The following is a 25184-nucleotide window of genomic DNA, read 5'->3' on the forward strand; positions in this document are numbered from 1 at the left end:
CAGCGGAAACTACAAGACGGCGACTGCGCACCGGCCCCCCATTTTCTGTTACTGCTTGAACGCGTTCGAAAGCTCGCTCATCGTACAGAGTTCGCACAGCAGTTCATCAGAAAATATTCGGCAAGATCGTACGCATCGTGACGGGGAACCAACGGGGAACTAGCCGCGAACCGTCCGCAGACCGTCCAGGGCCATGTGGACCACCGCGTCGGCCAGCTGGTCCGCCGTCGTGCCCGGGTGCGGGCGGTACCACTCGACCAGCGAGTTCACCATCCCGAACAGCAGGCGGGTGGCCAGCCGGATGTCCACGTCCGCCCGCAGGTCCCCGTCCGCCGCCGCGGCCTTCAGGAGCTCCGCGACCTGGTGGTCGAACTCGCGGCGGCGCTCCAGGGCCCAGCGCTCGGTCCGGGTGTTGCCCCGTACCCGCAGCAGCAGCGTCACGTACGGGAGCTCGGCGACCAGGACCTCGACCGTGCGGCGCGTGACGTACTCGACCCGCTCGACCGCCCGGCCGCGCACCGCGCCCGGCTCCTCCAGCACGGCGAAGAGCCCGTCGAGCGCGCGGCTGACGGCCCGCTGCAGGAGCTCCTCCTTGCCCGCCACGTGGTGGTAGATCGACGACTTCGAGATGCCCGCCGCCTTGGAGAGGTGCTCCATGGAGGTGCCGTCGTACCCGCGCTCGTTGAAGACCTGGACGGCGACGGACAGGAGCGTCTCGGGGGTGTAGGTGTCCCGCTTGACGGTGGTCATGCAGTCTCCTCCGCGGCACTCTCGTCGCTGTCGTCGTCGCCTTCTCCGCCCTCGGTGTAGCCGAGCTTGAACAGCGCCAGCGAGGGCGCGTAGCGGCCGCCGGGACAGCGCTCGTCGAGGTGGTGGAGCAGGTCGTACGCCCAGTCGCGGCCGAGCCGGTCGTGCCATTCGGACGGACCCAGCGGGTAGTTGACGCCGAGCCGCATCGCCGTGTCGATGTCCTCGGCGGTGGCCGCGCCGCGCGCGACGGCGTCGGCGGTCAGGTCGATCAGCATCGCGACGGTGCGGGCCACGATCATGCCGGGCACGTCGCCGATGACGGAGACCTTCTTGCCGAGCTTCTGGAAGAGGCCGACCGCCTCGGCGAGGGTCCGCTCGCTGGTGTCCTCGCCGGCGGAGAGCGCGATCCGGGTGGCCCCGCGGTAGTCGAGCGCGAGGTCGAAGTAGACGACGTCGGCGAACTCGATCGAGGTCTTGCCGTCCGCGAGCACCAGTTGGCCCTCGCCGGGCAGCTGGATGTACGGACCCCCGTGCTCGGTGGAGGTGACCGCGATCCCGGCCTCCTCCAGCAGCTCGACGAGCCCGGCGGCGGGACCGAGGTCACCGACCACCGTGACCTTCTCCGGGGCCTCCTCGGGACCGGCGGTGTGCGGTGCCGCGGCCTCGGCGTCCGGGCCGTACGGGAACCATCCGTGCCCCGATTTGCGGCCCAGGCGGCCCGACTGGACCAGCCGGCGCTGCGCGAGGGACGGGGTGAACTTGGGGCTGCGGAAGAACGACTCCCACACGGACCGGGTGACGGCCTCGTTGACGTCCTGGCCGATCAGGTCGGTCAGCTGGAACGGACCCATCTTGAAGCCGCCGCACTCGCGGAGAACGGCGTCGATGGTGGCCGGGTCGGCGCCCTGCTCCTCGTACACCGCGAAGGCCTCGGCGTAGAAGGGGCGGGCGATCCGGTTGACGATGAAGCCGGGGGTGTCGGCGCAGCGGACCGGCGTCTTCCCCCAGCCCAGGACGGTGCGGTACGCGCGCTCGGCGGCGGCCGGCTCGGTCGCGAAACCGCTGACCACCTCGACGAGCGGGAGCAGCGGGGCCGGGTTGAAGAAGTGCAGGCCGAGGAAGCGGCCGGGGTGCGCGAGACCGGCGGCGAGCTCGGTGACGGAGAGGGAGGAGGTGTTGGTCGCCAGCAGGGCGTCCGGCGAAACCACCTCTTCGAGCGTTTCGAAGAGGGCGCGCTTGACGTTGGCGTCCTCGACGACGGCCTCGATGACGAGCGCGGCGCCCGCGAGGTCGGCGAGGGCGGAGGCCGCCTCGATCCGGCCGATCGCGTCCTCGGCGTCGGCGCGGTCGAGGCGGCCCTTCGCGGCCATGCGGTCGACGCGGTCCTGGACGATCCCGACACCGCCGGCGGCGAGACTGGCGTTGATGTCGTAGATCAGCACCCGGTGACCTGCGAGAAGGGCGACCTGGGCGATGCCCTGCCCCATGGTGCCGGCGCCGACGACCGCCACAGTGCGGGACCGCTCGATTGCTGTCATGTCCTGATCCTCCCGCACCGGGTTATCCACAGGCCTGCCGGGCCCTCTTGTCCCGACCGATCGTTCGGTTACTCTAACTCCAGTCTGCCTCTTCTTCACCCGCCCCTGCCTGATCTCAGTCTGCGACCCAGCCTGATCTTGCCCGGCTCAACGAGGAGTTGGTCCCTGATGGCCGCCGAGCTCACCGTCCCCCAGCTGTCCGACAAGCACCGGTCCACCCTGGACCAGGCTCTGGCGGCCATCCGCAGCCGCGCCTACTGGTCCCCGCATCCGGAGCACCCCAAGGCCTACGGCGAGACCGCCCCGGCCGACGGGCTGGCCGCCTTCGAGGCCGTCCGCGGCACCCGGTTCGACCTGGACCAGCCCGGAACCGACGGCTGGACCGGCGCGGAGGTGTCCCCGTACGGCCCCGAGCTGGCCGTCGAGTACCCGCACGCCGACCCGGACGTGCTGCTTCCCGCCATGAAGGCCGGCATGGGCGCCTGGCGGGACGCCGGGCCCGAGGCGCGCGCCCTGGTCTGCATCGAGATCCTGGCCCGGATCGGCGCGCGGACGCACGAGTTCGCGCACGCTGTCATGCACACCAGCGGCCAGGCCTTCATGATGGCGTTCCAGGCGGGCGGCCCGCACGCCCAGGACCGTGGCCTGGAGGCGGTGGCGTACGCGTACGCGGAGCAGACCCGCGTCCCCGCCCAGGCCGACTGGTCGAAGCCGCAGGGCAAGAAGGACCCGCTGGAGCTCGGCAAGACCTTCACGGCCGTTCCGCGCGGCGTCTCGCTGATGATCGGCTGCAACACCTTCCCGACCTGGAACGGCTACCCGGGCCTGTTCGCCTCCCTGGCCACGGGCAACGCGGTGCTGGTCAAGCCGCACCCGCGCGCCGTGCTCCCGCTGGCGCTGACCGTGAAGGTCGCCCGCGAGGTCCTCGCCGAGGCGGGCTTCGACCCGAACCTGGTGGCGCTGGCCGTGGAGCGGCCGGGCGAGGGCATCGCCAAGACCCTGGCCGTCCGCCCCGAGATCAAGCTGATCGACTACACCGGCTCGACCGAGTTCGGGGACTGGCTGGAGACCAACGCCCGCCAGGCGCAGGTCTACACGGAGAAGGCCGGCGTCAACACGGTCCTCGTCGACTCGACCTCGAACTACAAGGGGATGCTGTCCAACCTGGCGTTCTCGCTGTCCCTCTACAGCGGCCAGATGTGCACCACCCCGCAGAACCTGCTGATCCCGCGGGACGGCATCGAGACGGACGCCGGCCACAAGGCGTACGACGAGGTCGTCGCCGACCTCGCGGCCTCGGTCAGCGGCCTGCTGGGCGACGACGCCCGGGCCAACGCGCTGCTCGGCGCCCTGGTCAACCCGGACGTCAAGACCCGTCTGGAGGCGGCGGCGGGCCTCGGCGAGGTGGCGCTGGCCTCGCGCGAGGTGGTGAACCCGGAGTTCCCGGACGCGGTGGTCCGCACCCCGGTGATGGTCAAGCTGGACGCGGCCAAGGCCGACCCGGAGGCCCCGTACCTGTCGGAGTGCTTCGGCCCGGTGTCCTTCGCGGTGGCCGTGGACTCCACGGCGGACGCCCTGGAGCTCCTGCGCCGCACGGTGCGCGAGAAGGGTGCGATGACCGTCGGCGCCTACACCACTTCGGCGCAGACCGAGCGGGCCATCGAGGAGGTCTGCCTGGAGGAGTCGGCGCAGCTCTCCCTGAACCTGACGGGCGGGGTCTACGTCAACCAGACCGCGGCCTTCTCGGACTTCCACGGCTCGGGCGGCAACCCGGCGGCCAACGCGGCGCTGTGTGACGGGGCCTTCGTCTCGAACCGCTTCCGCATGGTGGAGATCCGCCGCCAGGCCTGACGGCGACGGCAGGGGCGGGCCCGGCGTGGCGGCGCCGGGCCCGCTTGACCCTCGACCTGGTGGAGGTCCCAGAGTCGTGGGTGTGGAGAGCGACATGCGCAGCATCGGCGAGATGGGCCGGGACAGCGGCCTGGGGGTGAGCGCCCTGCGGTTCTACGACCGCGCGGGCGTCCTCGTACCGGCGTGGGTGGACCCGGTGACCGGGTACCGCTGGTACGCGCCCGAGCAGTTCGGCGAGGCCCGGCTGCTGGCCCGGCTGCGGCGCTCCGGAATGCCGCTCGCGGACATCCGGCTGGTGCTGGCCGGCTGGGCCGGCGGGGACACCGGCCTGGTGCCCCGGCTGCTCGACGGGCATCTGCGGCGGCTCGAACGCGGGCTGGCCGACGCCCGCGAGGAGCTCTCCACCGTACGAGCCCTACTCGGACACAAGGAGACCTCCATGACCACCGCCACCGCCGGCACCCGGCTGACCGTGCCGGGCAGCGAGCTCGCGGCCGCCCTGGACGCCGTGCGCCACGCCGCCGGAACCGATCCCGAGCTGCCCGTGCTCGGCGGGATCCACTTCGACATCGAGGGCGACGCCCTGCACCTCGTGGCCACGGACCGCTACCGGATGGCCGTCGCCCGTACGCCCACCGCCGGCCACGGCGGCGGCCGGATCCAGGTGACCGTGCCCACCCCGCTCGCCGACGCGATGCGCGCCCTGCTGACCGGCGAAGCCCCGGCCCGCCTCACCGTGGACGGGGGCAAGGTGGAGCTGGAGACCGAGGGCCGCCAGGCCGCCGGGCAGAGCCTCGGCGAGGATTTCCCCGACTACCGCCGCCTCACCCGGCTGCCCGGGGGCCGCCGCCTCACCCTGGACGTACCGGCCCTGAGGCGGGCCCTCGGCGAGCAGGACGGCGAGGTGTGCGTCCTCGCCCTCACGGACACCGTGGCCGTCGGCGACGACGACGCGGCCGGGGACCGGGTGGGGGTCAACCCCGCCTTCCTGCTCGACGCGCTGGCCGTCGGGGACGAACTGCTGCTGGAGTACATCGGGCCCAAGGCCCCGCTCGTCCTGCTGCGCCCCGACGTCGAGGACGCCTTCTCGCTCCTGATGCCGGTCAGTCTCGAGGCATGACCTTCGGCCCGCCCCAGTGGAAGAGGGTCATGGCCACGCTGGTGGCCAGGTTGTAGCTGGAGACCTGCGGGCGCATCGGGAGGGAGACCAGGTGGTCGGCCCGCTCGCGCAGCTCGGGTGAGATGCCGTGGCGCTCCGAGCCGAAGGCGAGCAGGGCGTCGTCCGGGAGGGTGAGGGCGCGGATGTCCTCGCCCTCCGGGTCGAGCGCGTACACCGGCCCTGCGGGCAGGGTGTCGAGGTCCACCCGGTCCACGGTGGTGGCGTAGTGCAGACCGGCTCCGGCGCGGACCACGTTGGGGTGCCAGGGGTCGAGGTCGCCGCGGGTGACGACGCCGGTGGCGCCGAAGCCCGCGGCGAGCCGGACGACGGCGCCGACGTTGCCGAGGTTGCGGGGGTTGTCGAGGACGACCACGGGCGCGGTCCGCGGCCTCCGGTCGAGCCGGGCCCGCCCCTCGGCCCGGTCGGGCCGCACGGCCAGCGCCGCGACCCCGGTGGGATGCACCCGGTTCACGAGCACCCGCAGCTCTCCCGCGCGTACGAGCCGGGCCACGTCCGCCGCCACGTCCGGAGCCAGGTCGGCGGCCAGCGCCCGTACGCCGTCGGGATCGTCGGCCACCACCATCCGCACGTCGGCCCCGAACCGCAGCGCGTGCTTCAGCGCGTGGAACCCGTCGAGGAGTACGAGGTCCCCCCGCCCGGCGGCCTCCCGCCACTGCCGTGCGCTCTCGTCGGGACTCCCGTGCTGCTCAGTCATACCGCCGAGCGTACGGGCCGCGGCCCGGGCCCTCCGCCCCCTGCCCTCCTGCCCGCCCTTCGCTCTAGCGCGGGCTCGGGCTCGGGTCCGCCGGCGCTGCGGCCGCGGCCGCAGCGGCGTCCGGGGCTTCCGGGGCTTCCGGGGCCGCGTCCGGCGCGGGAAGCACCCTGCGCACCCCGCCCGAGGCCCTGGCGCCCAGCCAGAGGAGAAACACCGTCGGCAGGAACACCGCGTCAGCGGCGATCATCGCCAGAGAGAAGAACGGCAGCCCCAGCAGCACCGCGATCCCCGCGTGCTCCAGCATCATCAAGGCCAGCAGCACGTTCTTGATCCGCCGGTTGAACACCGTGAACGGGAACGCGACCTGCACCGCCACCGTCCCGTACGACAGCAGCATCACCATCGTCCCGCTCCCCGCCAGGACCCCGGACAGCCCCGGCCACGGGGAGAAGTAGTCCAGCCCGAGCGGGTAGTACAGCGCGGTGCCGTCCTGCCACCGCGACCCCTGGATCTTGTACCAGCCGGCCGTCGCGTAGATCAGGCAGACCTCAGCCATGATCACCAGCAGCCCCGCGTTGTGCACCAGGTTCGCCAGGACGTCCAGGACGGCCCGTCCCTCGCCCTCCGGCTCGTAGCGGTCCACCATCCACCACAGCGCGCCCACGACCCACAGCGCCGCGAACGCCGCCAGCCAGCCGAGGCCGAACCCCTCCGTCACCGCCCCGTACGCGAACACCGCGCCCAGCACGCCCCACAGCACCGGCCCGGCCGCCCCCGCCGAGGCCGAACCGCGCAGCCGCGCGCGCCGCGCGTCCAGCGACCACACCTGCGCGCACCGCGTCAGCACCAGGTAGATCGCCATCAGGTGGATGACGTTGTCCCCGCCGTCGCCCATGAACACGCTGCGGTTCTGCAGCGACAGCACCCCGACCATGAACACCACGGACGTCGCCCGCGTCCGCCAGCCCAGCATCAGCAGCAGGCTCGACAGCACCGACACCGCGTAGACGGTCTGGAACCACACTCCCGAGTCCGACCACATCAGCACGGAGAAGGCGTGGTTCGAGGCGATCAGGCGCTCCGCCAGCCCGAAGCTCCAGGGCCCGTCCGGCCCGTACAGCTCGCCGCGGTGCGGGAACTCCCGCAGCAGGAAGAACAGCCAGGTCGCCGAGAAGCCGATCCGGACGACGGCGCTCTGGTACGGGCCCAGCGCCCTCCCGCTGACCCGGGCGACCGCCCGCCCGGCGGCGGCGCGCGCCCGGGCGACCGCCGGCGTGGCCTCCGGTGCCCGCCTCACAGCGTCCACCACGGCAGCTCCCGGTAGTACGTCTGGGTGTCGGTCTTCTCGTCGCTCCACGGCGGCGCCGGCACCGCCCGCGTCGCCGAGCGCAGCTGGATCCGTACGATCTCGCCCCGCGCGCCGGTCCCGTCGTCCGTGAGCCGGCTCAGCGCGATCCGGCGCAGGTACTGCTCCGACAGTTCGCCGCGCTCGCCGATCGGCTTGTTGTCCTCGTCGTGCGAGCCGGTGAAGAAGTCCCAGGCCCGGCGCAGCTCGTTCTGCCGGGTATGGCTCGGCAGCAGGCCGTGCCGGATCGCCGCGCCGTCCTCGGCCGACAGATCGCGCCAGCCGACGGGGATCAGCTCACCGCCGAGGCGGGAGCGGACCTCGGCCCGCACCTCGACCGCGATGTTCTGCTGCAGCGGGTTGGGGGCGAAGAGCTTCCAGTTCTGTTCGAACTCGGGGTAGATCCAGCCGTCGACCGTCTGCGCGTGCTGCTTGCTCACCGTGTTGGACGGGGCGACGTGCAGGAAGACCAGCGCCAGGTGACCGCAGGCGGCGAGGCCCACGACGGCCAGCGCGAGGGCCGTGACGACGCGGTACGGGGCGGACAGGCCCGCGATCCCGGGAACCCGCGGAGGCGTCGCCCGTTCGGCGGCCCCTTCGGCGGGGGGCTCGACCGGCGGATCCGCCGGGGGACGGGCCGACGGGACGGGGGCGGCCGCCGCGGCGGCGACCGGTGGATCGATCGGCGGAACGGCCTGCGGAACGTCTGCTTCCGCGGGCTCGCGCTCGTTCGATTCCATCCCGCCCCGATCATCCGGCGTCCACAGGGTTGACCTCAGAGGTTGACACCCTACGGGCCGCCGACCCACCATTGAAGAGTACGAACCGAACGATCGGTCGGTCGGGCGGTCAACAATCTCTGGCAGGGGGCCGGGATGGTGGCAGTGACCCCGGAAACGGGGCAGGACTCAGGCCTCGGGGCTGACCTCGGGGCACAGCTCGCGGCGGCCTTCGACGCCGCGGTGGCGGCCGAGGAGCGCGTCGAGCCGCGGGACTGGATGCCCGAGGCGTACCGCGCCTCGCTGGTCCGCCAGATGGCCCAGCACGCCCACTCCGAGATCATCGGAATGCAGCCCGAGGCCAACTGGATCACCCGCGCGCCCTCGCTGCGCCGCAAGGCGATCCTGATGGCCAAGGTCCAGGACGAGGCCGGTCACGGGCTCTACCTGTACAGCGCCGCCGAGACCCTGGGCACCAGCCGCGACGAGCTGCTCGACAAGCTCCACTCCGGCAAGCAGAAGTACTCGTCGATCTTCAACTACCCCACTCTGACCTGGGCCGATGTCGGCGCGATCGGCTGGCTGGTGGACGGCGCGGCGATCACCAACCAGGTGCCGATCTGCCGCTGCTCGTACGGGCCGTACGCCCGCGCGATGGTCCGGATCTGCAAGGAGGAGTCCTTCCACCAGCGCCAGGGCTTCGAGCTCCTCATGGCCCTGTCCAAGGGCACCGAGGCGCAGCACGCGATGGCGCAGGACGCCGTGAACCGCTGGTGGTGGCCCTCGCTGATGATGTTCGGCCCGCCGGACGACGAATCGGCGCACTCCGCGCAGTCCATGGCCTGGCGGATCAAGCGGCACTCCAATGACGAGCTGCGCCAGCGCTTCGTGGACATCGCCGTTCCACAGGCCGAGGCGCTGGGCCTGACCCTGCCCGACCCGGACCTCAAGTGGAACGAGGAGCGCGGGCACCACGACTTCGGCGCGATCGACTGGGCCGAGTTCTGGGACGTGCTCAAGGGCAACGGCCCGTGCAACGAGCAGCGGATCGGCCAGCGCCGCCGGGCCCACGAGGAAGGCGCCTGGGTCCGCGAGGCGGCCGCGGCGTACGCGGAGAAGCACAGCGCACACCACGCCGCACAGAACGCGGCGACGAACGAGGAGGCAGGGGTATGACGCAGAACTGGCCACTGTGGGAGGTGTTCGTGCGCTCGCGCCGCGGCCTCTCGCACACGCACGCGGGCAGCCTGCACGCACCCGACGCGGAAATGGCCCTGCGCAACGCCCGCGACCTCTACACCCGGCGCGGCGAGGGCATCTCGATCTGGGTGGTCCCCTCCGCCGAGATCACCGCGTCCTCGCCGGACGAGCGGGACCCGTTCTTCGCCCCCTCGGCCGACAAGCCGTACCGGCACCCGACCTTCTACGAGATCCCCGAGGGGGTGCACCACCTGTGACCGGTACCGATGCCGTTCAGTCCGATGGCGTTCAGTCCGATGACGTCCGGCCCGATGTCATCCCGTCGGCGGCCCTCACGCTCGGGGACGACGCGCTGATCCTCTCCCACCGCCTCGGCGAGTGGGCGGGGCACGCTCCCGTCCTGGAGGAGGAGGTCGCCCTCGCGAACATCGCGCTCGACCTGCTCGGCCAGGCCCGCGTCCTGCTGTCCATGGCCGGCGACGAGGACGAGCTGGCCTTCCTGCGCGAGGAGCGGTCCTTCCGCAACCTCCAGCTGGTCGAGCAGCCGAACGGGGACTTCGCGCACACCATCGCCCGCCAGCTCTACTTCTCCTTCCACCAGCACGAGCTCTACGCGGAACTCGCGGCCGGCGACGGCCCGTTCGCCCCGCTCGCGGCCAAGGCCGTCAAGGAGACCGCGTACCACCGCGACCACGCCGAGCAGTGGACCCTGCGGCTCGGCGACGGCACGCCGGAGAGCCGCGCCCGCATGCGGGCCGCCCTCGACGCGCTGTGGAAGTACACCGGCGAGATGTTCCAGCCGGTGGACGGAGTCGACGGCGTGGACTGGGCCGCCCTGGAGGACCGCTGGCTGGCCGCCGTGGGCGCCGTGCTGGAGCGGGCCGGGCTCACGCTCCCCGAAGGCCCGCGCTCCGGCGCCTGGGCCGCCGGGGCGGGCCGCCAGGGTCTGCACACCGAGTCCTTCGGCCGGCTGCTCGCCGAGATGCAGCACCTGCACCGCAGCCATCCGGGGGCGTCATGGTGACCGACCGGCCGCGCACCGCGGCCCCCGCGGCCGGGCCCGGGACACCCGCGGCTCCCGAGGCCACGACCCGGCTGGAGGCGGAGCTGGCCGAGCTCGCCGGCGCCGTCCCCGACCCCGAGCTGCCCGTCCTCAGCCTCGCCGAACTGGGCGTGATGCGCGGAGTACGGATGTACGAGGACGGCCACGTCGAGGTCACCCTGACCCCGACCTACACCGGCTGCCCCGCCATCGAGGCCATGTCCGCCGACATCGAGCGGGTCCTGACCGGCCACGGAATCCCGGACGTGCGGGTGCGCACCGTCCTGGCCCCGGCCTGGTCCACCGACGACATCAGCGCCGAGGGGCGGCGCAAGCTCGCCGAGTTCGGCATCGCCCCGCCCCGCCCGCACGCGGCCGGGGGGCCGGTCCCGGTCACCCTCTCGGTCCGCTGCCCGAACTGCGGATCGACCGACACCGAGCTGCTCAGCCGGTTCTCCTCCACCGCATGCAAGGCGCTGCGCCGCTGCACCGCATGCCGTGAACCGTTCGACCACTTCAAGGAGCTGTAGATGGCCGCGTCCACGCCGTCGCCCACGTCGGGCTCCGGGCGCCCCGCGCGCCACGGCGCCTTCCACCCGCTGACGGTGGCGGCGGTCGACCGGCTCACCGACGACTCCGTGGCACTGACCCTGCGTGTCCCCGAGGAGCTGCGCGGCGAGTACCTGCACGCCCCCGGCCAGCACCTCACCCTGCGCCGCCGCACCCCCGAGGGCACGGAAGTCCGCCGTACGTACTCGATCTGCTCGCCCGCCCCGGCCCCCGCGGGCCCGGGACCGGCGGCGCTGCGGGTGGGCGTGCGGCTGGTGGAGGGCGGCGAGTTCTCCACGTTCGCCCACAAGGAGATCACCGCCGGCGACGTGCTGGACGTGATGGTCCCGGCCGGGCGGTTCGTCCTGGAGCCGGCCGCCGCCCCGGCCGGCGGGCACTACGCGGCGATCGTCGGCGGCAGCGGGATCACCCCGGTGCTGTCGATCGCCGCATCGCTGCTGGCGGCGCGGCCCGACGCCAGGTTCTGCCTGGTCCGCAGCGACCGTACGGCCGCGTCGACGATGTTCCTGGACGATGTCGCCGACCTCAAGGACCGCTTCCCCGACCGGTTCCAGCTGGTGACCGTCCTCTCCCGCGAGGAGCAGGAGGCCGGGCTGCCGTCCGGCCGCCTCGACGAGGAGCGGCTGAAGGCGCTGCTGCCCGCGCTGCTGCCGGTCGAGGAGGTGACGGGCTGGTTCCTGTGCGGCCCGTACGGGCTGGTCATGGGCGCGGAGCGGGCACTGGGCGCGCTCGGCGTGGTCCGGACCCGGATCCACGAGGAGATCTTCCACGTCGAGGACACGGCCGCACCGGCTCCTGCCGCGGCCCCGTCCCACGTGCGGGTCACGGCCCGCCTCGACGGCCGCTCCGGCACCTGGCCGGTCCAGGACGGCGAGTCCCTGCTGGACGCCGTGCTGCGCAACCGCGCGGACGCCCCGTACGCCTGCAAGGGCGGGGTCTGCGGTACCTGCCGGGCGTTCCTCGTCACGGGCGAGGTCCGGATGGACCGGAACTTCGCGCTGGAGTCGGAGGAGACGGAGGCCGGATTCGTGCTGGCCTGCCAGTCGCACGCGGTGACCGAGGAAGTGGAGATCGACTTCGACCGCTGAGGCGGCAGTCCTCCCACACTGTCCATTTCCCTCGTCCTGCTCTATCTTGACGCACCGTCAGGTCCGGACCGGGCCTGACGGGGAACCGGTGCGCGCGGGAGGACAGGCAGTGGACTTCACCTTCACCGAGGAGCAGCAGGCCGCCGTCGAGGCGGCGAAGGCCGTCTTCGCGGACGTCGCCCCGGACGGCGTGCCCAGCCCCGCACTGACCCCGGGGGCCGTCGCCGAGGACTTCGACCGCCCGCTGTGGGCCAAGCTCGCCGCATCCGACCTGCTGAGCCTGGTCCTCGCGGAGGAGCGCGGAGGCGCCGGCCTCGACGCGATCGCCCTGTGCCTGGTGCTGCGCGAGGCGGCGAAGGTGCTGGCCCGGGTCCCGTTGCTGGAGCACTGCGCCACCGCGATGGCCGTCCAGACCCACGGCAGCCCCGAACTGGCCGCCGCCCTGCTGCCCGGCGCGGGGCGCGGGACGCTCGTCCTCACCGCCGCCGCGCACGGCCGCAGCGGCCACGATCCGGCCGAACTCGCCGTCACCGCCCGCCGTGAGGGCACGCGGTGGACCCTCGACGGGGAGCAGACGGCCGTCCCGTGGGCGCACGGCGCCGACTGGATCGCCGTACCGGCCCACACCGGCGAGGGGGAGGCCGTCCTGGCGCTCGTCCCGCGCACCGCCGAGGGGCTCACTCTGGCCGACCAGGTCTCCACCAGCGGGGAAAGGCTCGCCGAACTCGCCCTGGACGGGGTACGGGTGCCCGCGAGCCACCTGATCGAGACCCCGGGCGCCTGGGAGCGGCTGCGCCAGCTCCTCGCCACCGGGACCTGCGCCCTGGCGCTCGGCCTCGGCGAGAACGTCCTCGCCATGACCAGCCAATACACCGGCAAGCGGGAGCAGTTCGGCTTCCCGGTGGCCACCTTCCAAGCCGTCGCCGTCCAGGCCGCCGACCGCTACATCGACCTGCGTGCCATGGAGGTCACCCTCTGGCAGGCCGCCTGGCGGCTCGACGCGGCGACCGGCGGAGCCGGCGGCCCGCTGCCGAGCGCGGGGGACGTCGCCGTCGCCAAGATCTGGGCCTCCGAGGGGGTACGCCGGGTCGTGCAGACCGCGCAGCACCTGCACGGCGGCTTCGGCGCCGACACCGACTACGCGCTGCACCGCTACCACGCGTGGGCCAAGCAGCTGGAGCTCCAGCTGGGCCCGGCCGCGGCCCACGAGGAGGCGCTGGGCGACCTGCTGGCCGCCCACGCCCTCGCCTGACGGACAGGGGCTAGGGGGTGTCCGCAAAGTCCCGCCTGCCCCGCGACGCCCGGTAGGCGCCCTAGAGCACGAAGGCCGGGTTCCCGTTGTCGGTCACCATCGGGCGCCCGGCGCCGTCCCAGGCCTGCATGCCGCCGTCGATGTTCACGGCGTCGATGCCCTGCCGCACCAGGTACTGGGTGACCTGCGCGGAGCGCCCGCCGACCCGGCACATCACGTGCACGCGGCGGCCGTCCTCGACGGCCTCCGTCACCTCACCGAAGCGGGCCACGAAGTCGCTCATCGGAATGTGCAGGGCACCTTCCACGTGTCCGGCAGCCCATTCGTCGTCCTCACGGACGTCGAGGACAAAACCTTCGGAGGGCACCGCGGCGGCGTCCACCGAGGGAAGCGGTCCGAAGTTCATACGTCGCCTTCTCTCATCGCAGATCTGTTTCCCCAACCTATCCAACGAGCGCGGCGAGCTCCGCCTCACGCTTCGCGACATCCGCGAGCAGCTGCTCCGCGATCTCCTCCAGCAGCCGGTCCGGGTCTTCCGGAGCCATCCGCAGCATCGATCCGATCGCGCTGTCCTCCAGCTCGCGCGCCACCGTCGACAGCAGCTCCTTGCGCCGTGCAAGCCACTCCAGCCGGGCGTAGAGCTCCTCGCTCTCGTTGAGCTGCCGTACGGCCTCGGGAACGGGACCCGCGGCCCACTCCTCGGCCAGCTCGCGCAGCAGCTGTTCCTCGCCCCGCCCGTACGCCGCGTTGACCCGCGCGATGAAAGCATCGCGGCGTTCCCGCTCGGCTTCGTCCCGGGCGAGGTCCGGGTGCGCCTGGCGGACCAGCTCGCGGTAGATGCGGCGCACCTCCTCCGTCGGCCGCACCCGCTGCGGGGGCCGCACCGGGCGGTCGGTGAGCATCGCGGACGCGTCGTCGGAGATGCCCTCCGAATCCATCCAGTCGTGGAACAGCTCGTCCACCCCGGGCATCGGCATCACCAGCGAGCGGGCCTCCCGGGCCCGGCGCAGATCCTCGGGATCACCGCTGCGCTCCGCCTTCGCTTCGGCGATCAGCGCATCCAGCTCGTCGAGCCGCGAGTACATCGGGCCCAGCTTCTGGTGGTGCAGCCGGGAGAAGTTCTCCACCTCCACCCGGAAGGTCTCCACCGCGATCTCGAACTCGATCAGCGCCTGCTCGGCGGCCCGGACGGCCCGCTCCAGGCGCGCCTCGGGTCGCTCGTCGCCCGTCTGTTCAGTCTGCTGCTCGCTCACCCGGCCAGCCTAAGGCCGGTCGGCCCGGGTCGATGTTTCACGTGAAACATCGACCCGCGAACGTGACCCGCGAACGTGACCGCGAACGTGCCCCTCGCCCGGAACCCCCGGGCCGGCCGCCGCACCGATCCGCTCAGACCCCGGCCTCCGCCTCGATCCGCCCGGACTTCACCGCCGCGACCAGGTCCGCGTGGTCCGCCTCGCTGCGGTCGGCGTACGCCACCGCGAAGGTGGCCATCGCCTCGTCCAGCTCGTCGTTCTTGCCGCAGTACCCGGCCAGCAGCCGCGGATCGGCGCTGTGCGCGTGCGCCCGCGCCAGCAGGGCTCCGGTCATCCGCCCGTAGTCGTCGATCTGGTCCGGGGCCAGTGCCGCCGGGTCCACGCTGCCCTTGCGGTTGCGGAACTGCCGCACCTGGTACGGCCGCCCCTCCACCGTGGTCCAGCCCAGCAGGATGTCCGAGACCACCTGCATCCGCTTCTGCCCGGCCACCACCCGGCGGCCCTCGTGCTCCTCGGCCGCGCTCTCGAAGCCCAGCGCGGGCAGGTACGGCAGCAGCACGGACGGCCGCGCCTCCTTCACCTGGAGCACGAGCGGCTCGCCCCGGTGGTCCAGCAGCAGCACCACGTACGAGCGGGTGCCGACGCTTCCGGTGCCCACCACCCGGAAGGCCACGTCATGGATCGCGTACCGGGCCAGCAGCGGCAGCCGGTCCCCCTGGAGGGTCTCCAGGTACGGGCCCAGCGCGGCCGCCACGGCCGCCGCCTCCCCGTCGCCGACCCGGCGCAGTACCGGCAGCGCGTCCACGAAGCGACGGGCCCCGTCCGCGTCGGCCTCGGTGGACTTGGCGGCGAACCGCGCCGAGGTGTTGTTGCGGGCCTTCTCCGAGACCCGCTCCAGGGTGCCCAGCAGATCGCGGGCGTCGGTGTGCGAGACGAGCTCCTCGTCCGCGATGGCGTTCCAGGCATCCAGCGCCGGCAGCTTGGCCAGCAGCCGCATGGTCCGGCGGTACGCGCCGACGGTGTCGTGCGCCGCGGCCCGGCAGGTGTCCTCGTCCGCGCCGGCCACCCGACCGGCCAGGATCAGCGAGGTCGCGAGCCGCTTCAGGTCCCACTCCCACGGGCCGAACACGGTCTCGTCGAAGTCGTTCAGGTCGATGACGAGCCGGCCGCGGGCGTCCCCGTACAGGCCGAAATTGGCCGCGTGGGCGTCACCGCAGATTTGTGCGCCGACGCCGGTCACCGGACCGCCGGACAGGTCGTGCGCCATCAGCCCGGCCGACCCGCGCAGGAACGCGAAGGGGTTCGCGGCCATCCGGCCGACCCGGATCGGCGCCAGCTCGGGGACCCGGCCGACGTTGGACTCCTCCACCGCCCGCACGGCGTCCGGCCGTCCGGCCGGGGCCTCGAAGTGCGCGTGCGCCGAGCGCGGCACCCGCAGGCGCAGGGCCTTGCCCGCCTCCTTGGGCGAGCCGGCGACGACCCGCGCCGCGAACCCGCCGACGGCCGGTATTCGCACACCGGACGGCGCTCCCGCCGCCGCGCCCGCCGCCCTGAAGACCGTCCGGCCCGTCGCTCCGTCCGGCTCCGCAACCCGCTGCTCCGGTACCGCCACCATCCGTGCCGCCCCCGCCCGTACCCGTCGTGCTTTTCGGCCTGACCACATGAGTTCGCCCGGCCGGACAACATCAATCCGGCCTGACCGTATCTACAGCCCGGCGTCCCTGGCCAGCAGGGCGGCCTGAACCCGGTTCTCGCAGCCCAGCTTCGCGAGGATCCGGCTCACGTACGTCTTCACCGTCGCCTCGCTCATGTGCAGCCGCCGGCCCGCGTCCGCGTTCGACAGCCCCTCGCCCAGCAACGCCAGCACCCCGCGCTCCCGCTCGCTCAGCTCCGCCACGCGCCGCCGGGCCTCCTCGCCGCGCGCCGCGCCCTGCCCCGAAGCCAGCTGGTCGACCACGTGCCGGGTCGCGCCCGGCGAGAGGTACGCGTCCCCCGCCGCGGCCGCCCGGACCGCGCCGATCAGCTCGCCCGGTGCCGAGTCCTTCAGCAGGAACCCCGCGCCGCCCGAGCCCAGCGCCCGCAGCACGTTCTCCTTCTCACCGAACGTGGTCAGGATCAGCGCCCGGACCTCCGGCGCCGCACGCCCCAGCTCGCTCAGTGCGGCGAGCCCGTCCATCACCGGCATCTGGATGTCGAGCAGCATCACGTCCGGCGTGTGCGCGCGGGCCAGGTCCACGGCCTCGCGGCCGTTCCCCGCCTCCGCGACGACCTCGATGTCCGGGGCCGAGGTCAGGATCATCCTGATGCCCGCCCGGATCAGCGGCTCGTCGTCAGCGATCACCACGCGGATCACCTTGGCTGTCACCCGTGCTCCTACTGCTCGGACTCGTACGCCTGCTTGTCGACGAGCTTGCCGTCCTTGAAGCAGAACCGGAAAACAGTATTGGTGGTCAGCCCCGAGTCATCCGACGACAGCAGTGCCAGGCAGTCCGTACCCGCGGGCCGCTCCGGGCCCTTGCGGTCCAGGCCGTCGGTCATGAAGCTGTTGCCATCGGGCAGCTTCTTGCGGACCGCCTCCTCCGACTCGCCCACGCTGACCTTGTCGTAGTCGGCCTGGCTGATCATCGCGCTGCCCGCCGAGCCCACGAGCAGCACCATCCCGGCCCCGATCACGATCACCAGCAGCACCACCGCCGCGACGGCGATCCCGCAGCCCATCGCGACGCCCCCGGCGCGGCTGCGTCCCCGTACGGTCATCTCCCGGTCCACCGCCGCCCAGTCCATCGGCGGCGGCGCCACCGCGAACCCCCGGGCCTGGGCCTGGGCCTGGGCCTGCTGCCCGAAGTCGTCGGCGATGTCCTCCACCCCGGCCGGCTCGGCCCCGTACGGGAGCACGCCGGCCACCCGGAAGCCGCCGCCCTCGGTCCCGCCCGCGTGCACCATCCCGCCGACGAGCCGGGCCCGCTCCCGCAGACCGGTGAGCCCCTGCCCGCCCGAGACCGCCGCGCCGACACCCGGCCCGGCCGCCGGCCCGTTGGCGATCTCCACCACCAGCGAGTCGTCCTCGTACCGCAGTTCCACCGTGATCGGCGCCCCCGAGGCGTGCTTGTACGCGTTGGTCAGCGCCTCCTGCACGATCCGGTACGCCGCGTGGTCACAGGCCGCGACCAGCGGCCTCGGCCGCCCCGACACGGCCATCCGTACGTCGGTCCCCGCGCTCCGCGCCGCCTCCACGATCCCGGCGATCCCGGCCACCCCGCGCGCCGCGGGCTGTGCCTCCTCGGCCGGCACCGGCGCCTCGACGCCGTCCCGCAGGATCCCGACGACCTCGCGCAGCTCGTGCATCGCCGCGACCGAGGCCTGCCGCAGCACCCCCACCGCCTCGCGCTGGCGCTCGGTGAGCTGCGGGTCCACCTCCAGGGCGCCGGTGTGCACCGCGATCAGCGCCAGCTGGTGCCCCAGGCTGTCGTGCATGTCCTGGGCGATCCGCTGGCGCTCCCGCAGCCGGGCCTGACCGGCCACCATCACGCGCTCCCTCAGCAGCTGCCCGTTGCGCTCCTGGAGCGCCTGGAGCAGGGTCCGGCGCTGCGACCAGTAGCGGCTGGCCAGACCCGGCATGACCGTCGTCGCGAGGAACATCAGCGTGGAGAACACGATCACGAGCACGGGCCGTTGGTCGGACCACGCCTGCAGCACGCCGAAGCAGACCGCGGCGAGGAAGGCCACGGTGAAGGCGGTCAGCGCCCGGCCCACCCCGACGATCCGGCGCCCCGCCGACCAGCCCAGCAGGATGGTGATCAGGAACGAGCCGGGCAGGAACGGGGAGACCGCCGACGCGACGATCAGGGTCGTCGCCGGGAGCCGGCGCCGCCCCAACGTGAGCAGCACCACAACGGCGGCGCTGGCCGCCATCCGCTTCGCGCTGCCGTTGTCGAGCTCTTCGACCCCCAGCCCGAGCAGCGCGATCACCCCGGCGAGCACCAGGTCGCCCGCCAGCATCCGCGGGGTCCAGGGCTCGGGCCCCTTCAGCCAGTCCCAGCCCGCTCGCATCCACGCCGTCGCATCCACGCGCCCGACCCTAGACACCGCCGCCCCCGCGGGACCGCCCTCTTTCGTCGCGCCCCTGCCGACGAAAGTCGTCCGGCGCACACCGGGCCCGCAGGACCCCAACTCCCCGGGCACGGACCGGGATCGCCGCGCGCGCGATCAACACCCCACCGCGGCACGGGAAATGCGAAACGGCCGCCACCGCTTTCGCGATGACGACCGTTTCGTCGATGTGGGCGAGGGGGGATTTGAACCCCCACGTCCCGAAGGACACTGGCACCTGAAGCCAGCGCGTCTGCCGTTCCGCCACTCGCCCGAGTAGCTCTCCAGCGGATCTTCCCTTTCGGGCCGTTCCCCTGGCGACGTCGAAACATTAGCACGTCGGACGGGGTGGATTCACATCGCTTTCCCGGCACCTCCGAGCCCGGGTCCGATTGCCCCTCCCGCACCGCGCTCCCGGTGCGGGACACTGTCCTCTGAGCGCCCCTACGATCCCTTGTGAGTACCAACACTCATGCGCATGGGACCCAGGGGGAACCAGCCGAATCCGCCACGCGTGGATACGATCAGTAAGCAGTACAGGGCGACAACGACGGAGGAGGTGCCCCATGGGAGTCCTGAAGCGGTTCGAGCAGCGACTCGAAGGTCTGGTGAACGGCACCTTCGCCAAGGTGTTCAAGTCCGAGGTCCAGCCCGTCGAGATCGCCGGCGCCCTCCAGCGCGAGTGCGACAACAACGCGACGATCTGGAACCGGGAGCGGACGGTCGTCCCGAACGACTTCATCGTCGAGCTCAGCACCGGCGACTACGAGCGTCTGAGCCCCTACTCCGGGCAGCTCGGCGACGAGCTCGCGGGCCTCGTCCGCGACTACGCCAAGCAGCAGCGCTACAGCTTCATGGGGCCGATCAAGGTCCACCTGGAGAAGGCCGACGACCTCGACACCGGTCTCTACCGGGTCCGCAGCCGCACGCTCGCCTCCAGCACCTCCCAGGCACCGCCGCAGGCGGCCCCCCAGAACCAGCAGGGCGGCTACGGCTACCCGCCGGTCTCCGCACCGCCGATGCCGGCCGGACCGCCCCCGGGCGCACCCGCGCGCCGGCCGGGCGCCGCCGGACCGGCCCCCGTACCCACCGGAGGCGCCACCCGGCGCCACTGGATCGAGATCAACGGCACCCGCCACCAGATCTCGCGCCCCACGCTCGTACTCGGCCGAAGCACCGAAGCCGACGTGCGGATCGACGACCCCGGCGTCTCGCGCCGGCACTGTGAGATCCGGACCGGAACGCCCTCGACGATCCAGGATCTCGGGTCCACCAACGGCATCGTGGTGGACGGGCAGCACACCACCCGCGCTACGCTCCGCGACGGCTCGCGGATCGTCGTGGGCAGCACCACCATCATTTACCGGCAAGCCGAAGGGTGAAGCGGGGGCAATGTCAGAGCTGACCCTGACGGTCATGCGGTTGGGTTTCCTGGCCGTTCTGTGGCTGTTCGTCATCGTGGCCGTCCAGGTCATCCGCAGCGACCTCTTCGGTACGCGCGTCACGCAGCGCGGCTCACGCCGCGGCGGGAACGCGTCCGGAGCGCCGGCGCAGGGCGGCCGCCAGGCCGCCGCGCCGCCACAGCAGCGCCAGCGCCGCGGAGCGCCGACCAAACTCGTCGTCTCCGAGGGCACCCTCACGGGCACCACGGTCGCCCTCGCGGGGCAGACGATCACGCTCGGCCGGGCACACGACTCAACGATCGTGCTGGACGACGACTACGCGTCCAGCCGCCATGCCAGGATCTACCCCGACCGTGACGGCCAGTGGATCGTCGAGGATCTCGGGTCCACCAACGGCACGTATCTCGACCGGACCCGGCTGACCACCCCGACGCCCATTCCGCCGGGCGCCCCGATCCGCATCGGCAAGACCGTCATCGAGCTGCGGAAGTAGTACGAGAATGAGCGAGCGGAGCGAGCGAGCCGCGGCAGTCCGGACCACCCAGGACACGGACCCGAGCGCGCTCCCGACCGGAGGGTGGGCAGTGTGGCTCGAGACCGGTTGTACCCGGAGGAATCGACTGGGCAGGTGCGCATGAGTCTGTCCCTGCGGTTCGCCGCCGGATCCCACAAGGGCATGATCCGCGAGGGCAACGAGGACTCCGGCTATGCCGGTCCCCGTCTCCTCGCGGTCGCCGACGGCATGGGCGGCCAGGCCGCCGGCGAGGTCGCCAGCTCCGAGGTGATCTCCTCCCTCGTGCAGCTCGACGACGACGTCCCGGGCTCCGACATCCTCACGTCGCTCGCCACCGCCGTGCAGCGCGCGAACGACCAGCTGCGCGTCATGGTCGAGGAGGACGCCCAGCTCGAGGGCATGGGCACCACCTTGACCGCGCTCCTGTGGACCGGCCAGCGCCTCGGCCTCGTCCACGTCGGCGACTCCCGCGCCTACCTGCTCCGCGACGGCGTCCTCACGCAGATCACCCAGGACCACACCTGGGTGCAGCGCCTCGTCGACGAGGGCCGCATCACCGAAGAGGAAGCCACCACCCACCCGCAGCGCTCCCTCCTCATGCGGGCGCTCGGCAGCGGTGACACCGTCGAGCCCGACCTCTCGATCCGCGAGGTCCGCACCGGCGACCGCTACCTCATCTGCTCCGACGGGCTGTCCGGCGTCGTCTCCCACCAGACCCTGGAAGAGACCCTCGCCGACTACCACGGCCCCCACGAGACCGTGCAGGCCCTGATCCAGCTCGCCCTGCGCGGCGGCGGACCGGACAACATCACCTGCATCGTCGCGGACGTCCTCGACACCGACAGCGGCGACACCCTCGCCGCCCAGCTGAACGACACCCCGGTCGTCGTCGGCGCGGTCGCCGAGAACCAGCACCAGCTCTTCGACGGCAACGCCATGCAGACCCCGGCGGGCCGCGCCTCCGGCCTGGGCCGCCAGGCCCCCCCGCCGGGCGCCTTCGGGCCCCCCGGCAGCGGCGAGGCCCCCGGCTACGGATACCCCGACCAGAGCCAGGGCGGCGGCGGCACGTACGGCAGCTTCGGCGAACCCGACCCGTACGAGGACGACTCGCGCTACGAGGACACGTACGACCACCCCCGCCGGCGCCGCGGCAAAGGGCGCAAGTGGACCACCCGCACCCTGATCCTGCTGATCGTCGCCGGTGTGGTCGGAGGCGGCCTCTACGCCGCCCACCGCTGGACCCAGACGCAGTACTACATCGGCGTCAAGGGCGAGCACGTGGCGCTCTTCCGCGGCATCAGCCAGAACCTCGGGCCGCTGGAGCTCTCCAAGGTGGAGACCGACCGCACCGACATCGAACTGAAGTACCTGCCGCCCTTCAAGCGGAAGCTGGTCGAGGCCACCATCACCGAGACCAGCCTCGACGGCGCCCGTCAGAAGATCGACGAACTCGGCGTCCAGGTCACCGCGTGCAAGAAGGACGAGGAGCGCCGCGCCGCGGAAGCGCAGAACCCACCGGCACCCGGCCCCAGCCTGTCTCCCACGGAGCAGTCACTGGTAGGCCTCTGCGGCAAGCAGTAGTACACACCCGCGGGCACAGGGGGCCTGCCACACCATGAGCGTTGTCACCAACACGACCACCATCGGCGCCATCGAGCTGCCGAGCCGGCGGAACACCGAGCTCCTGCTGCTCGCGTTCGCCGTGGTCATCCCGATCTTCGCCTACGCCAACGTGGGCCTGTCGATCCATGGCAAGCTGCCGCCGGGAATGATCGCGTACGGCGGCGGCCTGGCCGTCCTCGCCGGCATCGCCCACCTCGTGGTGCGCCGCTACGCGAAGTACGCCGACCCGCTGCTGCTGCCGATCGGCACGCTGCTCAACGGGCTCGGCTGCGTCCTGATCTGGCGGCTCGACCAGTCGGAGCGGCTGCAGAACCTGGCCAAGCGCCAGTTCGGCCAGTTCTCCGAGTCGGCCCCCCGGCAGATGATGTACACGGCGCTCGCCATCGCCCTGTTCGCCGCCGTGCTGCTGCTCCTCAAGGACCACCGCACGCTGCAGCGCTTCACGTACATCTCCATGGCCGCCTCGCTGGTGCTGCTGATCCTGCCCGTCATCCCGGGCCTCGGCGCCGACGTCTTCGGCGCGAAGATCTGGATCAGCGTCGCCGGCTTCTCCATCCAGCCCGGTGAGTTCGCGAAGATCGTCATCGCGATCTTCTTCGCCGGGTACTTGATGGTGAAGCGCGACGCCCTCGCACTGGCCAGCCGCCGCTTCATGGGCCTCTACCTGCCGCGCGGCCGCGACCTCGGCCCGATCCTGATGATCTGGGCGATGAGCCTGCTCGTCCTCGTCTTCGAGAACGACCTCGGCACCTCGCTGCTGTTCTTCGGCATGTTCGTGATCATGCTGTACGTGGCCACCGAGCGGACCAGCTGGATCGTCATCGGCCTGGTCATGAGCGTGGCCGGCGCGGCCGTCGTCGGTGCGACCGCCAGCCACGTCAAGGCCCGTGTCACCGCCTGGCTCGACCCCTTCGCCTGCTACACCAAGTCGGGCGCCTGCGAGCAGGTCGGCCAGTCGATCATGAGCTTCGGCTCCGGCGGGGTCCTCGGCACCGGCTGGGGCCAGGGCAACTCCGACCTCATCGGCTTCGCCGCCAACTCCGACTTCATCTTCTCCACGGTCGGGGAGGAGCTCGGCCTCGCGGGCGTCATGGCCTTCCTCCTGCTCTACGGCCTGATCATCGAGCGCGGTGTGCGCACCGCCCTCGCCGCCCGCGACCCCTTCGGCAAGCTCTTCGCCATCGGTCTCTCCGGCGCCTTCGCCCTGCAGATCTTCGTGGTCGCCGGCGGAGTCATGGGCCTCATCCCCCTGACCGGCATGACCATGCCCTTCCTCGCGTCCGGCGGTTCGTCCGTCCTCGCGAACTGGGCCCTCATCGGGATCCTCATCCGGATCAGCGACACCGCACGCCGCCCCGCCCCGGCCCCGGCACCGTCCCCCGACTCCGAGATGACCCAGGTGGTCCGCCCGTCATGAACAAGCCCCTGCGCCGCATCTCGCTCTTCTGCGGGCTGCTCGTCCTCGCACTGCTGATCCGGACCAACTGGCTCCAGTACGTCCAGGCCGAGGACCTCAGCACGCGCAAGGAGAACCGCCGGGTCCAGATCGCCCAGTACGCCACCCAGCGCGGCAACATCATCGTCGCGGGCGGCCAGGCCATCACGGGCTCCGCAGCCACCGACGGCAGCGACTACAAGTACAAGCGGGTCTACAACGAGGGCGCGCTCTGGGCTCCGGTGACCGGGTACGCCTCCCAGGCCTTCGGCTCCACCCAGCTCGAGTCCCTCGAGGACAAGATCCTCACCGGCAACGACGACCGGCTGTTCTTCGACCGCACCATCGGCATGTTCACCGGCGAGAAGAAGGCCGGCGGCAACGTCGTCACCACGCTGATGCCCGACGCCCAGAAGGCCGCGTACGAGAAGCTCGGCGACAAGACCGGTGCCGTGGCCGCGATCGACCCGCGCACCGGCGCCATCCTCGCCCTGGTCAGCACCCCCTCGTACGACCCCTCCCTCTTCGCCGGCAACTCCAAGACCGACGAGAAGAACTGGGTCGAGCTGAAGGACAGCCCCGAGAAGAAGCTCGTCAACCGCGCCCTGCGCGAGACCTACCCGCCCGGCTCGACCTTCAAGGTCGTCACCGCCGCGGCCGCGCTGGAGCACGGCGTCGTCACCGACATCAACGCGCCGACGGACACCCCCGAGCCGTTCTTCCTGCCGACGACCAAGACCCCGATGGTCAACCACGCCAAGGGCTGCGAGAAGGCGACGCTCAACTTCGCGCTCCAGGTCTCCTGCAACTCCGTCTTCGCCAACGTCGCCGACAAGGTGACCAAGGACAAGATGCTGGAGACCGCGCAGAAGTTCGGCTTCAACAACGACAAGATCGACACCCCGGTCCGGGCGTTCGCCAGCGTCTACGACAAGAACATGGACCGCCCGGGCAACTCGCTCTCCGCGATCGGCCAGTTCAACACCGCCGCCACCCCGCTCCAGATGGCGATGGTCGCCGCGGCCGTCGCCAACGACGGCAAGCTGATGAAGCCGTACATGGTCGACCAGCTCACCGCTCCCAACCTCGACGTCATCGAGAAGCACGAACCGCAGGAGATGAGCCGCCCGCTCTCCCCGGCCAACGCGCAGAAGCTCCAGCAGATGATGGTCAACGTCGTCGAGAACGAGAACGGCACCGGCGGCAAGGCCAAGATCAAGGACGTCACCGTCGGCGGCAAGACCGGCACCGCGCAGCACGGCGAGAAGAACGCCAAGCGCCCCTACGCCTGGTTCATCGCCTACGCCAAGACCGACAAGGGCTCCCCGGTCGCCGTCGCCGTCGTCATCGAGGACAGCGACGCCGACCGTGAGGACATCAGCGGCGGCGGTCTCGCGGCCCCCGTCGCGAAGGCCGTCATGGAAGCCGTGCTCAAGAACCAGAACAAGGGCTGACGGAAGGGACGCGAGGGACCGACAGCGGCGCGAGAGCCGAACCGGAGTGATCCACATCACTGTTCCCGCCCGGATCCGAGCGTACGGTACCGGTCCGGTATCAGGCTGTGGTCACGAACCGATCACCGACGATCGGCCGGTAGCCTTTGCGCGAACAGCACACCGCCGGACCACACACGGGTGC

Annotated in this window: 23 protein-coding genes and 1 tRNA gene; 13 read left to right on the forward strand and 11 right to left on the reverse strand. The window is 72.0% G+C overall.

Annotated features, from left to right (window positions below; genetic code table 11):
• Window positions 1-159 precede the first annotated feature (159 nt).
• Window positions 160-750 (reverse strand): TetR/AcrR family transcriptional regulator, encoded by a 591-nt coding sequence (locus K7B10_RS20375; protein WP_030857624.1) that lies wholly within the window; start codon window positions 748-750, stop codon window positions 160-162.
• Window positions 747-2288: a 3-hydroxyacyl-CoA dehydrogenase gene (locus tag K7B10_RS20380; RefSeq protein ID WP_229337835.1), complete on the reverse strand. Its 1542-nt coding sequence runs from the start codon at window positions 2286-2288 to the stop codon at window positions 747-749. The genes K7B10_RS20375 and K7B10_RS20380 overlap by 4 nt, the downstream gene beginning before the upstream one ends.
• A gap of 168 nt (window positions 2289-2456) precedes the next feature.
• Between K7B10_RS20380 and paaN the strand changes: the two genes are divergently transcribed.
• Together paaN and K7B10_RS20390 are read left to right on the forward strand one after the other, a co-directional pair.
• Window positions 2457-4139 carry a phenylacetic acid degradation protein PaaN gene (paaN, locus tag K7B10_RS20385; RefSeq protein WP_229337838.1) on the forward strand — a complete coding sequence of 561 codons (1683 nt, stop codon included), beginning with the start codon at window positions 2457-2459 and terminating at the stop codon, window positions 4137-4139.
• A 94-nt stretch (window positions 4140-4233) separates the two neighbouring features.
• The gene (locus K7B10_RS20390; protein WP_229337840.1) at window positions 4234-5259 is read left to right on the forward strand and encodes a DNA polymerase III subunit beta family protein; all 1026 of its coding nucleotides are present in this window, start codon (window positions 4234-4236) and stop codon (window positions 5257-5259) included.
• Here K7B10_RS20390 and K7B10_RS20395 read toward each other — a convergent pair.
• From K7B10_RS20395 to K7B10_RS20405, 3 genes are all read right to left on the reverse strand, one after another.
• Window positions 5243-6013: a TrmH family RNA methyltransferase gene (locus K7B10_RS20395; RefSeq protein ID WP_229337842.1), complete on the reverse strand. Its 771-nt coding sequence runs from the start codon at window positions 6011-6013 to the stop codon at window positions 5243-5245. The genes K7B10_RS20390 and K7B10_RS20395 overlap by 17 nt on opposite strands.
• Before the next feature lie 64 nt (window positions 6014-6077).
• Complete coding sequence (locus K7B10_RS20400; RefSeq protein WP_229345240.1) at window positions 6078-7310, reverse strand: HTTM domain-containing protein; 1233 nt, start codon at window positions 7308-7310, stop codon at window positions 6078-6080.
• Window positions 7307-8098 (reverse strand): DUF5819 family protein, encoded by a 792-nt coding sequence (locus K7B10_RS20405; protein ID WP_229337844.1) that lies wholly within the window; start codon window positions 8096-8098, stop codon window positions 7307-7309. The genes K7B10_RS20400 and K7B10_RS20405 overlap by 4 nt, the downstream gene beginning before the upstream one ends.
• 135 nt (window positions 8099-8233) lie before the next feature.
• Here K7B10_RS20405 and paaA point away from each other — a divergent pair, with 135 nt between their 5' ends.
• The 6 genes from paaA (at window position 8234) to K7B10_RS20435 (ending at window position 13229) form a co-directional block, all read left to right on the forward strand.
• On the forward strand, window positions 8234-9253 hold the full coding sequence (paaA, locus tag K7B10_RS20410) for a 1,2-phenylacetyl-CoA epoxidase subunit PaaA (RefSeq protein WP_229337846.1): 1020 nt from the start codon (window positions 8234-8236) through the stop codon (window positions 9251-9253).
• Window positions 9250-9534: a 1,2-phenylacetyl-CoA epoxidase subunit PaaB gene (gene paaB, locus K7B10_RS20415; protein WP_132758176.1), complete on the forward strand. Its 285-nt coding sequence runs from the start codon at window positions 9250-9252 to the stop codon at window positions 9532-9534. The genes paaA and paaB overlap by 4 nt, the downstream gene beginning before the upstream one ends.
• Window positions 9535-9593: 59 nt before the next feature.
• Window positions 9594-10301 (forward strand): 1,2-phenylacetyl-CoA epoxidase subunit PaaC, encoded by a 708-nt coding sequence (gene paaC, locus K7B10_RS20420; RefSeq protein WP_229345242.1) that lies wholly within the window; start codon window positions 9594-9596, stop codon window positions 10299-10301.
• Complete coding sequence (gene paaD / locus K7B10_RS20425) at window positions 10295-10849, forward strand: 1,2-phenylacetyl-CoA epoxidase subunit PaaD (RefSeq protein ID WP_229337848.1); 555 nt, start codon at window positions 10295-10297, stop codon at window positions 10847-10849. Before paaC ends, paaD begins: the two co-directional genes overlap by 7 nt.
• Window positions 10850-11977, forward strand: coding sequence for a 2Fe-2S iron-sulfur cluster-binding protein (locus K7B10_RS20430; protein WP_229337850.1), 1128 nt, complete (start codon window positions 10850-10852; stop codon window positions 11975-11977). It begins immediately after the preceding gene.
• A 109-nt stretch (window positions 11978-12086) separates the two neighbouring features.
• Window positions 12087-13229: an acyl-CoA dehydrogenase family protein gene (locus K7B10_RS20435; RefSeq protein WP_229337852.1), complete on the forward strand. Its 1143-nt coding sequence runs from the start codon at window positions 12087-12089 to the stop codon at window positions 13227-13229.
• Window positions 13230-13290: 61 nt separating this feature from the next.
• Here the strand turns inward: K7B10_RS20435 and K7B10_RS20440 are convergent, their stop codons facing one another.
• The 6 genes from K7B10_RS20440 to K7B10_RS20465 all read right to left on the reverse strand — a co-directional run bounded on the left by K7B10_RS20440 (window position 13291) and on the right by K7B10_RS20465 (window position 18845).
• Complete coding sequence (locus K7B10_RS20440) at window positions 13291-13635, reverse strand: rhodanese-like domain-containing protein (protein WP_030857649.1); 345 nt, start codon at window positions 13633-13635, stop codon at window positions 13291-13293.
• 37 nt (window positions 13636-13672) lie between these two features.
• Entirely contained in the window at window positions 13673-14482 is an 810-nt protein-coding gene (locus K7B10_RS20445; protein WP_229337854.1) for a J domain-containing protein, read from the reverse strand.
• Window positions 14483-14615: 133 nt separating this feature from the next.
• Window positions 14616-16097 carry a DUF2252 domain-containing protein gene (locus K7B10_RS20450; RefSeq protein ID WP_372481436.1) on the reverse strand — a complete coding sequence of 494 codons (1482 nt, stop codon included), beginning with the start codon at window positions 16095-16097 and terminating at the stop codon, window positions 14616-14618.
• 90 nt (window positions 16098-16187) lie between these two features.
• Window positions 16188-16847 (reverse strand): response regulator, encoded by a 660-nt coding sequence (locus tag K7B10_RS20455; RefSeq protein ID WP_308284611.1) that lies wholly within the window; start codon window positions 16845-16847, stop codon window positions 16188-16190.
• Window positions 16848-16855: 8 nt separating this feature from the next.
• The gene (locus K7B10_RS20460; protein ID WP_229345248.1) at window positions 16856-18532 is read right to left on the reverse strand and encodes a sensor histidine kinase; all 1677 of its coding nucleotides are present in this window, start codon (window positions 18530-18532) and stop codon (window positions 16856-16858) included.
• Between the two features lie 230 nt (window positions 18533-18762).
• A tRNA-Leu gene (locus tag K7B10_RS20465) sits at window positions 18763-18845 on the reverse strand.
• Window positions 18846-19137: 292 nt separating this feature from the next.
• Between K7B10_RS20465 and K7B10_RS20470 the strand changes: the two genes are divergently transcribed.
• The 5 genes from K7B10_RS20470 to K7B10_RS20490 all read left to right on the forward strand — a co-directional run bounded on the left by K7B10_RS20470 (window position 19138) and on the right by K7B10_RS20490 (window position 25000).
• Window positions 19138-19953 (forward strand): FHA domain-containing protein, encoded by an 816-nt coding sequence (locus tag K7B10_RS20470; protein WP_048477937.1) that lies wholly within the window; start codon window positions 19138-19140, stop codon window positions 19951-19953.
• Between the two features lie 10 nt (window positions 19954-19963).
• Window positions 19964-20467 (forward strand): FHA domain-containing protein FhaB/FipA, encoded by a 504-nt coding sequence (locus tag K7B10_RS20475; protein WP_030857660.1) that lies wholly within the window; start codon window positions 19964-19966, stop codon window positions 20465-20467.
• A 141-nt stretch (window positions 20468-20608) separates the two neighbouring features.
• Window positions 20609-22069: a Stp1/IreP family PP2C-type Ser/Thr phosphatase gene (locus K7B10_RS20480; protein ID WP_229337858.1), complete on the forward strand. Its 1461-nt coding sequence runs from the start codon at window positions 20609-20611 to the stop codon at window positions 22067-22069.
• A gap of 34 nt (window positions 22070-22103) precedes the next feature.
• Window positions 22104-23528, forward strand: coding sequence for an FtsW/RodA/SpoVE family cell cycle protein (locus K7B10_RS20485; RefSeq protein WP_030153129.1), 1425 nt, complete (start codon window positions 22104-22106; stop codon window positions 23526-23528).
• A complete protein-coding gene (locus tag K7B10_RS20490) occupies window positions 23525-25000 on the forward strand; it encodes a peptidoglycan D,D-transpeptidase FtsI family protein (protein WP_229337860.1) in 1476 nt (491 codons plus the stop codon). The genes K7B10_RS20485 and K7B10_RS20490 overlap by 4 nt, the downstream gene beginning before the upstream one ends.
• Window positions 25001-25184: the final 184 nt, after the last annotated feature.

Origin of the sequence: Streptomyces flavotricini (assembly GCF_020639365.1) — a bacterium.
Taxonomy (GTDB): Bacteria; Actinomycetota; Actinomycetes; order Streptomycetales; family Streptomycetaceae; genus Streptomyces; species Streptomyces flavotricini.